Source organism: Streptomyces sp. NPDC088733, assembly GCF_044751185.1.
Lineage (GTDB): Bacteria > Actinomycetota > Actinomycetes > Streptomycetales > Streptomycetaceae > Actinacidiphila.
In genome coordinates, this window is record NZ_JBIVLH010000002.1 from 335,589 (window position 1) to 349,989 (window position 14,401).

A 14,401-nucleotide genomic window follows, 5' to 3' on the forward strand; every position below is an offset into this window, starting at 1 on the left:
GTCACTCACCTCCTTGACGGCGCAGCGCCTGAGCGGAGTCCGCCGAACGCAGCGACGTCAGCGCGACGACGATCAGCGGCAGCACGGCCACGGCGGCGAGCACTTGGACGAGCGAAGCGGTCGGCAAGTCCACCCGCACCGCGGGTACGGGCGCCTCCGCCCCGGCGGTCAGAACGATCAGCGGGACGACCAGCCGGGTCAGCAGGTCGCCGAGCACCGCCCCGACCACCACCGCGACAAGCACCAGCAGGCCCTGCTCGACAGCCACCGTCCGGGCCAGTGAACGCCGCGGGGCACCCAGTGCGGACAGGATCGCGACCTCCTGCGACCGCTCCCGCGTCGCGCCGAGCGCCGCGACGGCGAAGCCGACCGCGGCCAGCACCGCCACGGAGACCACCGCGGCGGGCAGCGCGGACAAGGGGCCCGCGCCGAGCGGGTCGCTGCGCAGTTCGGTCCGCTGCTCCTCGCGGACGAGCAGGGAGGTGATGTCGCCCCGGGCGCGCAGCGCGGACGCCACGCGCGGACCGGCAGCCGGATCGGTGGCGATCCACCACTCGCCCGGCTGCAGCCCGCCCTCGTCCTGCCCGGCCAGGGCACGGTTCACGGTCCGCAGGTCCAGCAGCAGCGCGCCGCCCCCGCCGGCGGCCGACGCGTCGCCGGTGGTGGGCAGGGCACGGACGGCACCAGTGACGCGAACGGTCGTCTTCACACCGCGCAGTTCGACGCTCACCGCGTCACCCACGTGGGCATCGACGGCCCGCAGGAACGCGTCGGTGGCCACCGCGCGCACCTCGCCCTTGAACGGCGCGCCGGCCCGGACACCCACCGTGGCGCTGTGCGAACCGTTCTCGACGGGCTCCTCCCCGGTGTCGTAGCCCAGCGTCAAGGGGCCCGGACCGGAGTGCGGCGTCTGCGCCCGGGAGTTGAGGTAGCCGTCCGCCGGCGAATCCTTGAAGTCCGGGGCGTCGATGCGGGCGTGGGCGCTCCACGTGCCGGCGCCGGACACGGGTACCGCTTTCGCGCCCCCGTCCTCGTCCACGGCGGTCAGCGCGGTGAGGGAGAGCCGGTGGTGCTCGGCCCGGCGAGGAACCGTGTAGTCGGCCTTGAGACCGCTGAGCCGCAACGGCCCGGCGGGACCGGCACCAGGGGTCCGGCCCGCCTCGGCGGCGAAGTCCGCTTCCAAGACGTGCCGCCGCCCGTCGGCGGGAAGGTCCCCCAGGACGAAGGTGTAGGGCGCGCCGTAGCGGTCGACGAAGGTCGCCGTCATCCGGTCGGTGACGGTGCTGCCGGTCACCGCGCGGCCGTGGGAGTCCAGGGCCTCCAGACTCATGGCCAGCCGCAGTCGGGGCACGCGCTCCGGCAGCACGATCCCCTCGTCTCGGGCGGCCGCGTCCTGCTGGGGCCGCAGACCCGTGATCAGTTGCTTCAGGGGTTCGCCCGCGAGGTCCTCGCGCAACCGCATCACCTCTGCCGCGGCCGTGGTGTCCACGGCGAGCGCGGTCGCCTCCCGGTCCCCCGGAAGCGGTACCAGCGAACGGTTGGCGGGTGTGACGCGGCTGATGCCCGGTACGTCGTCGTACACGGCTCCTTGTCCGAAGGCGGGGGTGGACGTTCCGATCACACGGACGTCCGCGCCCACGGCGAAGTCCGCCTGGTCGTTCTGCGAACGCGTCCAGCTCGCGTTCTCCCCCACCGCGAAGATGCCGATCGACATGGCGAAGACCAGCAGCAGCGCCGGCGTGGTCCCACGTCCCGCGCGCCGGGAGAGCTGCCAGCCGGCGAGCGCCGCCCCCAGGCCGCGCACGCGGGCCGCACGCCGCTCGCCGAGGCGGGCGGCCAGTGGCAGGAGGCGTAGCGTGAGGACCGCGCCCGCCAGCAGGCACAGCGCCGGGGCGAGCACCAGGACCGGGTCGAGACCCAGGGCCCCGCCGCGGTCGACGGTGAGCACGCCCGATCCGCCGCCGCGGCGTGAGAGCTGCCAGTACCCCAGCACCGCCACCGCCAGCAGGCCGATGTCGGCACCGGCCTTCACGGCGCCGGGAAGGCCCCCCCGGCGGCCGTGATCGCCCGCCGCGCGCTCGCCCCCGTATGTGCCGGTGCGCCGCAGCGACGGAGCCAGCACGATGCAGGCGCAGGCCAGCGCCGTCAGGGCGGCCGCCCACCAAGCGGTGGACACGGGAGCCTCCAAGGGAACTCCGGCGCGGGCCAGTGCCCCGTGCGTGGCGAGCAGCCGCACGAGTGGACCGGTCAGCAGCGGCGCCAGCAGCGCGGCGGGCAGCGCGAGCAGCAGTGCCTCCGCCGCGGCGAGCCCGGCGAGGCGGCCCCGGGAACCACCGCGGGCGCGCAGCCACGCGGTCTCCGCGGAGCGTTCGATCGACAGCAGCCCGGCGACGAGCGACAGCGCGAGCCCGGCCAGCAGGCCCAGTTGCAGCGCGACGACGAGCAGCGTCGAACGGGTCACGAACAGGGACCGGTGCAACGCCTCCAGCAGATCCGGCAGTTCACTGGTGGCCACGACGTCGCCGTCCGGCGTCAGATGCCCGGACTGCGCCACGGCCTGCCGGACGCTCCGCCCGAGACCGTCCATGCTGCCGGCGGTGACGGTGCCGAAATCCGCACGTCCCTGCCAGACCTTCTCGCCCGCCCGGGCGCGGCCCTGCGCGAAGACGGCCGGGTCGACGAACATCGGCCCGTAGGTGGTGAACGACAACGTCTGCGTCCCCCGGCCGCCCAGCGGGTCCAGCAGCCAGTACGAGGACTCCGGGTCGCTGGGCCGGTACGTACCGGTGAGCCGTACCTTCAAGGTCCCGCCACCGAGCCGGTCGGTGAGCGTGACCTCGTCGCCCGGACGCAGCTTCAGCGCGGTCGCCGCAGTCTCGGGGAGTGCCACCGGAACGGGCCCCTGCGCCGGCGGCGGTCCGGGAAGCGTCCCGCCGACCACGGTCACCCGTGCCGGGTCGAGGGTGGCGAGGACCGTCAGGTCCGGATCGTCGGTATGCGGCGAGCCCGCTCGGCGCAGGCCCGGCGGCAGACCGTACGCGCTGGAGCGGGTGCTCGTGGCCACCGTCACCGGCAGCCCGTCGAACGCTCGGGCCACGGCCTTCCGTACCGCGCGGTCCGTGCCCGCGGGGTCGCCGCCGTCGGCGTCCGCGGTCACCTCGAGGAGTGTCCGGCCGGACGCCGGGTCCTGGAGCGCGCGCCGCAGTCCCGCGTCCCCCACCGAGGCGCCGAAGGCCGCGAGTGCAGCCACCGTGCACGTGGTGAGCACGATCGACAGCAGGGCGGCGCCCAGGAGCAGCCGGTGGGCGCGCAGCCGCAGCAGTAGAAACCTCGGCAACTGTCCCCAACCCTCGTTCTTCCGCAACCGCGGAAGCGACATCGGCTCCGTTCACTGCGCCGGCAGTGTGGTTGCTGCGGAGATCCGGACGGTGCAGCCACCCACTACCGCGCGAGGAGCACATGGCACCGCCGCAGTCCGTCCGAACGCGGGGTGATCTTCTCATCGGATCGCACTCTTGCCAATGACTGCCGCGGAATCCCACTGTGCCCATCATCACGTTGCGCTGTGCACGTACACCGTAGCTGGCGCCGCTCCCGCCTCCTTAGGGTGGCCGCCATGAGCAACGGAGTGTTGGATCGACAGGGGGAGCCGGCCGGGGGCGGCGCGGTTGCCGATGCCATGGTCGTCGTCGAGGACCTGGTGCGCACCTACGGGAGCGGGGACACCGCCGTGCACGCGGTGCGGGGTGTGTCCTTCAGCGTGGCGCGCGGCGAACTCGTCGCCCTGAAGGGGCGTTCGGGTTCGGGCAAGACGACGCTGCTCAATCTCATCGGGGGGCTGGACCGGCCCGACTCCGGCAGCGTCCGTGTCGACGGCACCGAGCTCGCCGGGCTGAGTGAACGCGAACTGCTCGCGCTGCGCCGGGACCGTATCGGTTTCGTCTTCCAGTCCTTCGGCCTGCTGCCGATCCTCACCGCCGCCGAGAACGTCGGCGTCCCGCTGCGGCTGCGCAAGGCCGAGCGCGCCGAGCGCGAGGAGCGCGTCAGCCTCCTTCTCACCCTCGTCGGCCTGGACGGGCACGCCGCCCAGCGGCCCGGCGAACTGTCCGGCGGCCAGCAGCAGCGGGTGGCCATCGCCCGCGCCCTGGCCAACCGCCCGGCCCTGATCATCGCCGACGAACCGACGGGCCAGCTCGACGCCGACACCGGCCGGGCCGTCATGGAACTCCTGCGCGCGGTCGTGCACAGCGAGGGCGTCACCGCCCTCGTCGCCACCCACGACCCCCAACTCCTCGCTCTCGCCGACCGCGTGATCGAACTGCGCGACGGCTCCCTCCTGGACGACGAGCCGGCCGGCGAGGACCCGTCCGCCTGATCGTGCGGCGGCAGCCCCGGTCGGGGCGCCGCACCGCCGATGCCTCACGGGCACCTGCTGTCACCATCTCCCCGCCTGTCCTGTCTTGGGTTCGTGTCCCCACTCCCCTTCTTCCGGAAGGGGGCACGTCCCCGCTCAACTGCCAGGAAGGGCAACCATGTTCCGTATGAGCGACGACGCCCCCCGCGTCCGCGTGGCCGTCATGTCCCTGACCGCGGAAGCCGAGTTCCTCGAAGTGCGCGTCCGCCATCTGCGCGAGGAGATCTCCGCCATCGACACGCGGCTCGACGCGATCAGTGCCGCGCTTCGCGGCCTGCCGGCCCCGGCCCGCCCGTACGCCGGCCCCGGCACCGGTTCCCGGACCACGCATCGCCGCTGAGCCCCGGTGGTGAGGTCATGACACACCTTGGGGAACGTGTGAAATCTCTCCCCCGGAAACCGCTGTGCGCTGTCACGGACGGGCGTGCCGCCCGGTCTACCCAATAGAACGACAAACCAGACAATCCAGGCGCGTTCGGAGGGGAGTTCACCACCCCGGCGCGGCCGCCGGAATCGAGATCGAGAAGGGAGCTGAGCGGCCATGCTGCTCGAGATGACCGGACGCGATTCCCGGGAGTCCGCCACGGACAGCCCCGGCACCGGGACAGGCCCTCACGCCCCGCGCCACGCCCCCGACCACCAACGCCGCTCCCCCGCGCCACGCCCCCGACCACCAACGCCGCTCCCCCGCGGACCGCACCACGACCCACGCACCCGCCCCCGGTCAGGACAAGTGGCTCGTGGGCCTGGAGGCCCGGACCGCGAGCGGCCGCAGACTCTGGCTGTTCTACGTCGTCAACCAGGCATGCGATGCCGGCCACGCCGTGCACCAGGCGCTGGTCCGCGCCAACAGCGCGCCGGAGCTCGCCGCCCGGGACGGGGCGCTCATCAAGAGCGGCCGCGCGGAAGTGCACCAGATACACCGGGACCGACTGGGGCGGCTCTCCCTGGTGCGGCACATCTGACCCCGCCCGCCGACACCCGTCCACAGCCCCCGGCACCCAGCGGCCCCCGCGCCGCCGAGTGCCGGGGGCTGCCGTACTCCCGGCCCCACCGCACGCCATCACCGACAACTACATCCTCCTTGACAATTATTTTTGTCGGTCGCATCCTGGAACAGCCCCCGGGCCCCGCCCCGCACCCGTCCACGACACGGAGGAAGACCTCACATGCGCACCCTCATCAGCTCCGCCTTCATCTCGCTCGACGGCGTCGTCGAGGCCCCGGGCGGCGAACCCGGCTACCGGAACTCCGGATGGGTCTTCAAGGGCGTCGAGTTCTCCCTCGAGGCGGTCGAGCTCAAGGGCAGGGAGCAGGAGGAGGCCACCGCCGTCCTGCTGGGCCGGGTCAGCTACGAGGCGTTCAGCCCCGTGTGGCCGGGCATGGCGGAGTTCGCGCGCTACAACGCGCTGCCGAAGTACGTCGTCTCCACGACCCTGGCCGAGGACAGGCTCGCCACCGACTGGGGCGAGACCACGATCCTGCGCTCCCTGGACGAGGTCGCCGCGCTCAAGGAGACCGACGGCGGCCCGATCATCGTCCACGGCAGCGCCTCGCTGAACCACGGCCTCTCGGACGCGGGCCTGATCGACCGCTACCACCTGCTCGTCTTCCCGCTGCTCCTCGGCGCCGGCAAGCGCCTGTTCAGCACCGCGGACATGGACACGCGCAAGCTGAAGCCGGTCGAGCACGAGGTCTACGGCAACGGCGTGCAGAAGCAGGTCTTCGACGTCGTCCGCTGACGGCGGCCCCGGTCCCCGCGGTGTGGTGGCCGTCACGGGACAGTCCGTCCCTGGTTGCCGCTCACGCGCCCCTGTTCCCTGGGGCATATGAACGACTCGACCCCACCCCCCTTCCCCGCCCCCGCCCACTGGATCGACGGACGTGCCGTGCCCGCGGACGGCCCGTACCTCGACGTGGTCAACCCCGCCACCGGCACCGTCGTCGCGAAGGTCCCGCAGGGCACCCCCGAGGACGTCGACCGCGCGGTGGAGGCGGCCGCGGCGGCCTTCCCCGGCTGGGCGGCCACGGCGCCCGCGGAACGCGCCGCCGTGCTCAAGCGCGTGGCGGAGGGCATGCAGGCGCGCACGGAGGAGATCGCCACGACGATCACGGCCGAGATCGGCGTGCCGATCTCGTTCTCGCGCATGGCGCAGGCCGCGTTCCCGGTCCTCTCGACCACCGCGAGCATCTCCGTGGCAGAGGACTTCGCGTGGACGGAGGAGGTCGCCAACTCCCTGATCGTGCGCGAGCCGATCGGTGTCGTGGGCGCCATCACCCCCTGGAACTTCCCGCTCCAGCAACTGGTCACCAAGGTGGTCCCCGCGCTGCTGGCGGGCAACAGCGTGGTGCTCAAACCCTCCGAGATCGCGCCGCTGACGGCCATGGTCTTCGCGGAGATCGCCGCCGGGTCCGGCCTTCCGCCGGGTGTGCTGAACGTCGTGCACGGCACGGGACCGGTCGTCGGTGAGGCCATCGCCGCGCACAGCGATGTCGACATGGTGTCCTTCACCGGCTCGACGGCCGCCGGCAAGCGCGTGTCGGCCGTCGCCTCCGGAACCGTCAAGCGCGTCGCCCTGGAACTCGGCGGCAAGTCCGCCCACATCATCCTCCGGGACGCCGACGTCGAGGCCGCCGTCCTGCGCGGCCTCGGCTACGCCTGGAGCAACGCCGGGCAGGCGTGCGGCGCCTGGACGCGCATGCTGGTACCGGCCGAACGGCACGACGAGGTGGCCGGCATGCTGCGCGAGGCCGCCGCCGCGTACACCGTGGGCGACCCCGCCGACGAGGCGACCCGGATCGGCCCGCTGGCCTCCGAACGCCAGCGGCAGCGCGTGGACGCCTACATCAAGCGGGGCATCGCCGACGGCGCCACGCTGGTGTACGGCGGCCCGGGGCGCCCGGAGGGCCTGACGACCGGTGCGTACGTCCGGCCGACCGTCTTCGGGAACGTCGACCCGGACTCGGTCGTCGCGCAGGAGGAGATCTTCGGCCCGGTCCTCGTCCTCATCCCGTACACCGACGACGACCACGCCGTGGCGATCGCGAACGGCACCGTCTACGGCCTCAACGCCTCGGTCGCGGGCGAGCCCGGGCACGCCCTGGCCGTCGCCCGCCGGCTCCGCGCGGGCCAGGTCGACGTCAACGGGGCCCAGCACAACTTCCTGGCGCCCTTCGGCGGTTACAAGCAGTCGGGCAACGGCCGGGAGATGGGCCGGGCCGGACTGGAGGAGTTCCTGGAGACCAAGGCCATCACCCGCTGACCGCCGAGCGGTTCCCGCCCCGCACCGCGCTGCCGCACATCGCGGTGCGGGGCCGTCCTCGTTCGGTACGCGGGGGTGATGGGCCCGGCAGGGAACTTAGGCTAGCCTTCCCTCATGGCGAAGATCCCGCGGCTCCCACCGAAGAACCCCCGGCTGTTCCGCGCCGCGGTGGTCCGCACCGAGCGGGTCTCCCCCTCCATCCACCGCGTGACCGCCACCGGTCCGGACCTCGCCGAGTTCCCGTGGCTGGGCTACGACCACTGGTTCCGCCTCTTCATCACACTGCCCCACCAATCCGCCCTGCGGCTGCCGGAGTTCACCGGCGCCCGGTGGTGGTTCCCCTACCTGGCCATCCCCGAGGCCGAACGGCCGCACTGCGCCAACTACACCGTGGCCGGCCACCGCCCCGAGGCCGCCGAGATGGACATCGACTTCGTCGTCCACCGCCTCCCGACCGGCGAGATCGAGGGCCGTGCCGCGATATGGGCCTGCGCGGCCCGTCCCGGCGACGAACTGGCCGTGCTGGACCAGGGGATCACGTTCGACTGCCCGCCCGACGCCTCTGAAGTCATCGTGGTGGCCGACGAGAGCGGCCTGCCCGCCGTCACCGGGATCCTGCGCTCGCTCCCCCGTGACACCGTCGGCCGGCTCATCCAGGAAATCCCCACCGAAGCCGACCGCCGCGACCTCGACGCCCCCGCCGCCATGACCCTCACCTGGGTCGTCCGCGACGCAGGCGCCGTCCCCGGTCAGGCCGCGCTCGGCGAACTCCGCCGGCACACCACCGTCGACACCCACGCCTACGCCTTCGTCGTCGGCGAATCCGGCCTCTCCACCAAGGGCCGCAGGCACCTCCACCGCGCCGGCCTCCCCAAGGACCGCATCACCTTCACCGGCTTCTGGAAGCACGAGGCGCCCCGCCCCGCCTGACGGCCCGCCGAACGTCACGTCGCCGCACGCCAGTTGGCCCATCGTTCACAAGGCACACGTCTGCCGGTCCCCACCCGTTCGGTCCCCGTCGGAAGTCTCACTCCGCCCTGTCAGAACGACCCCAGGACGGACTTCGTGATCGCATCACGTACGCCCCGGCGACGCCGCGACCTGCGCCGCCTCCTCGTTGCCCTCGCCGGCCCGGCGATGGTGGCCGGGACACTGGTCGCCTCCCCGGCCCACGCGGCCGCGGCCGACGACATCCGGATCAACGAAGTCGTGACCACCGGAGACGTGAACGACTCGATCGAGCTGTACAACAAGGGCACCGGCACCGTCGACATCTCGGGCTGGATCCTCAAGGACGACAACAAGAGCTCGAAGTACAAGATCGCGTCCGGGACCATGCTGGCCCCCGGCGGGTTCCGGGCCTTCGACGTGCACGACGCGTTCGGCCTGGGCTCCGACGACCAGGCGCGCCTCTACCTCGCCGACGGCAGCACCCTGGTCGACAGCTTCAGCTGGGACGACCACTCCGATCCGTCCTGGTCGCGCTGCCCCGACGGCACCGGCGCCTTCGGCGAGGCCGAACTGACCCTCGGCGCCGCGAACGACTGCGGCACCGGCGGGGGCGGCGGCACCTCCCCGGTGGCCTGGCCCGGCAGCGGCACGGTCGCGACCGCCGACGCCTCGAACGTCTTCGGTTCGGACCTCAGCGGCCTCTACCAGGAGGGGGGCGTGATGTGGGGAGCCCAGAACTCCGGGAAGCTGTGGCGGCTGCTCCCGAACGGCTCCGGCGGCTGGAAGCCCGACACCGCGAACGGCTGGACCTCCGGCAAGACGCTCCGCTTCCCGGGCGGCTCCGGCAGCCCCGACAGCGAGGGTGTCACGGTCACCGGCGCGGGCTCCGCGGGCGGCGTGTTCGTCGCGAGCGAGCGCAACGGCGACTCCTCCGGCACGAGCCGGCTGTCCGTCCTCCGGTACGACGTCAGCGGCACCGCCACCACGCTGACCGCCACCAAGGAGTGGAACCTCACCTCCGGTCTGCCCTCCGTCGGCTCCAACCTCGGCTTCGAGGCGGTCACCTGGGTCCCGGACGCGACGTTGACCGCGGCCGGCTTCAAGGACGAGTCGACCGGCGCGGCCTACGACCCGAACCACTACGCCGCGCACTCGGGCGGCGTGTTCTTCGTCGGCGTCGAGGGCACCGGCATGATCTACGGCTACGTCCTCCAGGACGCGGGCACCTTCACCCGCGTGGCGTCCGTCAGCAGCGGGATGGCCGGCGTCATGGACCTGCAGTGGGAGCCGCAGGCCTCCCGCCTGTGGGTCGTCTGCGACGACACCTGCTCCGGCCAGCACCGGACCATGCGCGTGAACACGTCCGGGGTCCTCGCCACCACGGCGGTCTACAACCGGCCCAGCGGCATGGCCGACATCAACAACGAGGGCTTCTCGGTGGCCCCGGCCGGTGAGTGCGTCTCCGGTTCCAAGCCCGTCTACTGGGCCGACGACAGCAACACCAGCGGTCACGCCCTCCGCAGGGGCACCATCACCTGCTGACGGCCGCTCAACACAGCGCAGGATCGCGGGCCCTGTCCACCCCGGACGGGGCCCGCCCGCCCCGCGTCGCGCGCGGGTACGTCACGGGCAGCCGCGGGCCCGGAGATCGGCCGAGCGGGTTCACCTGCCCAGTGAGGCCACATACGCGGCCAGTTTGGCCGGGGTCACCACCCACAGGACGCGTTCGATGCCCTGCACGGACACATCGGCGGTCACCAGGGCCACCACAGCTCCATCCGTCGAGACAAGGGCGGCCGGCCGGCCGTTCGCCTCGACCCAGCGGATGTCGGTACCGGGCCAGAACCGCGGGGCATACGCGACAAAGGTCTTGGCAACGTGCTGACGTCCGACGATCGGAATCCTGGATGCGCCCCGCGCCCCGCTGCCGTCGGCGTAGCTGACCACATCGGCCGCGAGAACCTCCTCGAGCGCGGCCATGTCGCCACTCCGCGCGGCCGTGATGAACGCCTTGAGCAGTCGCTGGTGAGCACCGGAACTGACCGGTTCCCTGCGTTCCGCCGTCAGATACTTCCTGGAGCGGCTGACCAGTTGGCGTGCATTGCTTTCGCTCGTCTCCAGGATGCCTGCGATCTCCTTGTAGGGATAATCGAAGGCTTCCCTCAGGACGTAGGCAGCCCTTTCCACGGGGTTCAGCTTCTCCAGGAGGAAGAGAACCGCCAGATCGAGCACCTCGGCCCGTTCGGCACCCAACTGCGGATCCGAACTGGTGTCAACAGGCTCGGGAAGCCAAGGCCCCACGTATGACTCACGCCGCATCCTCGCGGACTGGGCCGCGTTGATCGCCAGGCGCGTGGTGACCGTGGTGAGGAACGCCGCCGGATTCTGGATATCGGCGTGATCGACGGTCTGCCAGCGCAGCCAGGAGTCCTGGACAATGTCTTCAGCCTCCACGCAACTGCCGAGCACGCGGTACGCGATTCCGAACAGCTGGGGACGCAACGCCTCGAATTCCTTGGTCGCCCGTTCAGTCGCCTGTTCAAGGGGGTTTGCGTCACTACCGGCACACATCGGTGGCCTCCACCTTCGAATCACCCTGCTCCTGACCGTCACCGCCGTACGCGCGCCCGTGATGTGCGGAGCGCCCGCCCCCCACCTTTCAAGCATCTCCGTCCGGGCCTTTTCGTCGACCGCGCAGCCCGCCGATTTGTGACATCGGGAGCAGACGAGAACTCTCAGCGAGCGTGGAGCGACACAGCGCGCCTGGACGTGTCATGTGGGTGGCAGGATGCTTGCGACAGAGGTCATTCGCGTCGCGGAGCGGGCGGGTGCCGCTCCGGGACGGGAACCGTCGCAGGAGGCCCGATGAGCCGCAGGAACCACCACGTCGCCGTGCTCGTGCTCGACGGGGCGAAGCCACTGGACGTCGGCATCCCCGCGCAGGTGTTCTCCAACCGGCCGAGCATGCCGTACGAGGTGCGGGTGTGCGGCGCGGCGCCGGGGCCGGTGACCGGCGGGGACGGGCTGTCGTACCACGTGGCCGAGGGCCTCGACGCGTTGCGGCACGCCGACACCGTCTTCATCCCGGGCTACCGGGAGCCCGCGACCACCCGGCCGCCGGCGGCGGTCGTCGAAGCGCTCACGGCCGCCCACGAACGGGGAACGCGGCTCGCGGCCATCTCGACGGGGGCCTTCGCCCTGGCGGCCACGGGCCTGCTCGACGGCAAGCGGGCCACGACGCACTGGCACTACACGAAGGCCCTCGCGCAACGGCATCCGCGGGTGCTGGTCGACGAGAACGTGCTGTTCGTGGACGAGGGCGACGTGCTCACGTCGGCGGGCGCTGCGTCCGGCATCGACCTGTGCCTGCACCTGGTGCGGCGCGACCACGGTGTCGCCCTGTCCAACCATGTGGCCCGGCGGCTGGTGGCGGCGCCCTACCGGAGCGGTGGGCAGGCGCAGTACGTTCCCCGGAGTGTGCCCGAGCCGCTGGGCGACCTCTTCGCTGGCACGCGGGAGTGGGCCCTCGGGCATCTCGCGGAACCACTGACCATCGAGACGCTCGCCCGCAACGCGCGGGTGTCGGCGCGCACCTTCTCGCGCCGGTTCGTGGAGGACACCGGCTACACGCCGATGCAGTGGGTGCTCCGGGCGCGCGTCGACCTGGCACGCGAACTGCTGGAACGCACCGATCTGGGCGTGGAGCAGATCGCCGGCCGGGTGGGGCTGGGCACCGGGGCGAACCTGCGGCTGCACTTCCAGCGCATTCTGGGCACCTCCCCGACGGAGTACCGGCACACCTTCTCGGCCTGACCCTCCCCGGGTCGCGCACGCCTCTCGGGCATGTGGCGAGATCCTTGCGCACGGTGTCATTCGGGCCACTGTCGGCGCGGCATCCGGTTGCCGAGGATGGACGCGACAGGACGACACGAAAGGCACCTTCATGACCCGCATCGCCGTCAACGGCTTCGGCCGCATCGGACGCAACACCCTCCGCGCGCTGCTGGAGCGCGGGACCGACCTCGAGGTCGTCGCCATCAACGACCTCACCGCCCCCGACACACTCGCGCACCTGCTCGCGTTCGACAGCTCGCTCGGCCGCTTCGGCCGCTCGGTCGAGGTCGACGGGACCGACCTCGTGGTCGACGGCCGCCGCATCAAGGTGCTCGCCGAGCGCGAGCCCGTCAAGCTGCCGTGGGCCGAACTCGGCGTGGACATCGTGCTCGAGGCCACGGGCCGCTTCACCGCGGCGGACGCCGCCCGCGCCCACATCGACGCGGGGGCGAAGCGCGTGCTGGTGAGCGCCCCCTCCGACGGCGCCGACGTCACGCTCGCGTACGGCGTGAACACCGATGTCTACGACCCCGCCGCCCACGTGATCGTCTCGAACGCCTCATGCACGACCAACGCGCTGGCTCCGCTGGCCTCCGTGCTGGACGACCTGGCCGGCATCGAGCACGGCTTCATGACCACGGTGCACGCCTACACCCAGGAGCAGAACCTCCAGGACGGCCCCCACCGCGACCTGCGCCGCTCCCGCGCCGCCGGCGTGAACATCGTGCCCACCACCACCGGGGCCGCGAAGGCCATCGGCCTGGTGCTGCCGAACCTCGCGGGCAAGCTGTCGGGCGACTCGATCCGCGTGCCGGTCCCGGTCGGGTCGATCGTGGAGCTGAACACCACGGTCTCGCGCGAGGTCAGCCGCGACGAGGTGCTCGCGGCCTACCGCGAGGCCGCCGACGGCAGGCTCAAGGGCATCCTCGACTACACCGACAAGCCGCTGGTCTCCAGCGACATCACCGGCCAGCCGGCGTCGGCGATCTTCGACTCCGCCCTCACGCGCGTGGACGGCAGGCACGTCAAGGTGGTGGCCTGGTACGACAACGAGTGGGGATTCTCCAACCGTGTCGTCGACACGCTCGAACTGCTCGCCCGCGGCTGAGCACACCCTAACGGGCTGTCAGGGGCTGTTCGTCCCCTGGCAGCCCGCCGTCCGGCGTCCTACTGCTGCGGCGGCGCCGACACGGCGGGGGCCAGGGAGCCCGAGCCCTGCGGGTTGACGATGAGCGTGGGCTCGCCCGGGGCGGGCGAGGGGGCCACAGTGTCCGCCGGATTGATGGTCGGGCTGGCGGTCGTCTGGTCCACGACCTGCGGGAAGTTCACCAGTCCGGTCTTCTCCATCACCGTGATGTGGTCGAGCACCGTGTTGTTGGCCTGGTCGGCCAGTTGACGGACCAGGCTGTTCATGGTGGTCGAGCGGACCTTGGCGATCGTGTTGAAGATCTGGCCGTGGGTCAGGCGCAGCAGATTGGCGAACGTCGAGTCGAACGCGGTCCCGTTGGCGCCCGAGAGCGTGGCGAGGAATCCCTGCTGCTGCGGGGTGGGCTGGTTCGGGAGCACGATGCCGAGTTGGGTGGCGACGGTACGGTCGGCGCTGTCCAGTGCGGTGTGGCCGTCTATCAGGTGCTGACCTGCCGTCTTGACCGCCTGCGTCGTGCCCTTCTGGAGCGCTATCTGACCGGCCGGGAACTCCCAGAGGCCCGCCAGGCGCACCTTGACGACGAACTCCCGGTCGAGCGCGGTCATGGGCCCGTAGGGAGTGGAAACCGCACCCGCGTACGGCGAGGACGCCGCCGCGTTCACCCCGGACATCGCCGGGTAGACGAGCGCGGCAGCGGTGCAGACCAGCGCTCCGGCGACCAGAGCGGTGCCGGCCGTGAACCGGTTGGGGAACATGACGCCTCCTGTGCGGAATCTCGTACGCGCATCCGGA

General features: G+C 72.0%; 12 protein-coding genes. 9 read left to right on the plus strand and 3 right to left on the minus strand.

Features of this window, described 5'->3' with window-relative positions:
• Position 1 precedes the first annotated feature (1 nt).
• Positions 2–3,337 (minus strand): FtsX-like permease family protein, encoded by a 3,336-nt coding sequence (locus tag ACIP64_RS04895; RefSeq protein ID WP_401581899.1) that lies wholly within the window; start codon positions 3,335–3,337, stop codon positions 2–4.
• Positions 3,338–3,679: 342 nt separating this feature from the next.
• On the opposite strand from ACIP64_RS04895, the gene ACIP64_RS04900 reads away from it, so the two are divergent.
• From ACIP64_RS04900 to ACIP64_RS04930, 7 genes are all read left to right on the plus strand, one after another.
• Complete coding sequence (locus ACIP64_RS04900) at positions 3,680–4,375, plus strand: ABC transporter ATP-binding protein (RefSeq protein WP_401582390.1); 696 nt, start codon at positions 3,680–3,682, stop codon at positions 4,373–4,375.
• Positions 4,376–4,541: 166 nt separating this feature from the next.
• Positions 4,542–4,754: a hypothetical protein gene (locus ACIP64_RS04905; RefSeq protein ID WP_401581902.1), complete on the plus strand. Its 213-nt coding sequence runs from the start codon at positions 4,542–4,544 to the stop codon at positions 4,752–4,754.
• Positions 4,755–5,154: 400 nt separating this feature from the next.
• The gene (locus ACIP64_RS04910; protein ID WP_401581904.1) at positions 5,155–5,379 is read left to right on the plus strand and encodes a hypothetical protein; all 225 of its coding nucleotides are present in this window, start codon (positions 5,155–5,157) and stop codon (positions 5,377–5,379) included.
• 204 nt (positions 5,380–5,583) lie between these two features.
• The gene (locus ACIP64_RS04915; protein ID WP_401581907.1) at positions 5,584–6,156 is read left to right on the plus strand and encodes a dihydrofolate reductase family protein; all 573 of its coding nucleotides are present in this window, start codon (positions 5,584–5,586) and stop codon (positions 6,154–6,156) included.
• Between the two features lie 87 nt (positions 6,157–6,243).
• A complete protein-coding gene (locus tag ACIP64_RS04920) occupies positions 6,244–7,677 on the plus strand; it encodes an aldehyde dehydrogenase family protein (RefSeq protein ID WP_401581910.1) in 1,434 nt (477 codons plus the stop codon).
• Between the two features lie 114 nt (positions 7,678–7,791).
• A complete protein-coding gene (locus tag ACIP64_RS04925) occupies positions 7,792–8,607 on the plus strand; it encodes a siderophore-interacting protein (RefSeq protein ID WP_401581913.1) in 816 nt (271 codons plus the stop codon).
• Positions 8,608–8,814: 207 nt separating this feature from the next.
• Entirely contained in the window at positions 8,815–10,170 is a 1,356-nt protein-coding gene (locus tag ACIP64_RS04930; protein WP_401582392.1) for a lamin tail domain-containing protein, read from the plus strand.
• Positions 10,171–10,290: 120 nt separating this feature from the next.
• Here the strand turns inward: ACIP64_RS04930 and ACIP64_RS04935 are convergent, their stop codons facing one another.
• Positions 10,291–11,199, minus strand: coding sequence for an RNA polymerase sigma-70 factor (locus ACIP64_RS04935; protein ID WP_401581916.1), 909 nt, complete (start codon positions 11,197–11,199; stop codon positions 10,291–10,293).
• Positions 11,200–11,493: 294 nt separating this feature from the next.
• Between ACIP64_RS04935 and ACIP64_RS04940 the strand changes: the two genes are divergently transcribed.
• Complete coding sequence (locus ACIP64_RS04940; protein WP_401581919.1) at positions 11,494–12,441, plus strand: GlxA family transcriptional regulator; 948 nt, start codon at positions 11,494–11,496, stop codon at positions 12,439–12,441.
• Between the two features lie 130 nt (positions 12,442–12,571).
• Positions 12,572–13,570 carry a type I glyceraldehyde-3-phosphate dehydrogenase gene (gap, locus tag ACIP64_RS04945; protein WP_401581922.1) on the plus strand — a complete coding sequence of 333 codons (999 nt, stop codon included), beginning with the start codon at positions 12,572–12,574 and terminating at the stop codon, positions 13,568–13,570.
• Between the two features lie 59 nt (positions 13,571–13,629).
• Here gap and ACIP64_RS04950 read toward each other — a convergent pair whose 3' ends face one another.
• Positions 13,630–14,364 carry a DUF4142 domain-containing protein gene (locus ACIP64_RS04950; protein WP_401581925.1) on the minus strand — a complete coding sequence of 245 codons (735 nt, stop codon included), beginning with the start codon at positions 14,362–14,364 and terminating at the stop codon, positions 13,630–13,632.
• Positions 14,365–14,401 lie beyond the last annotated feature (37 nt).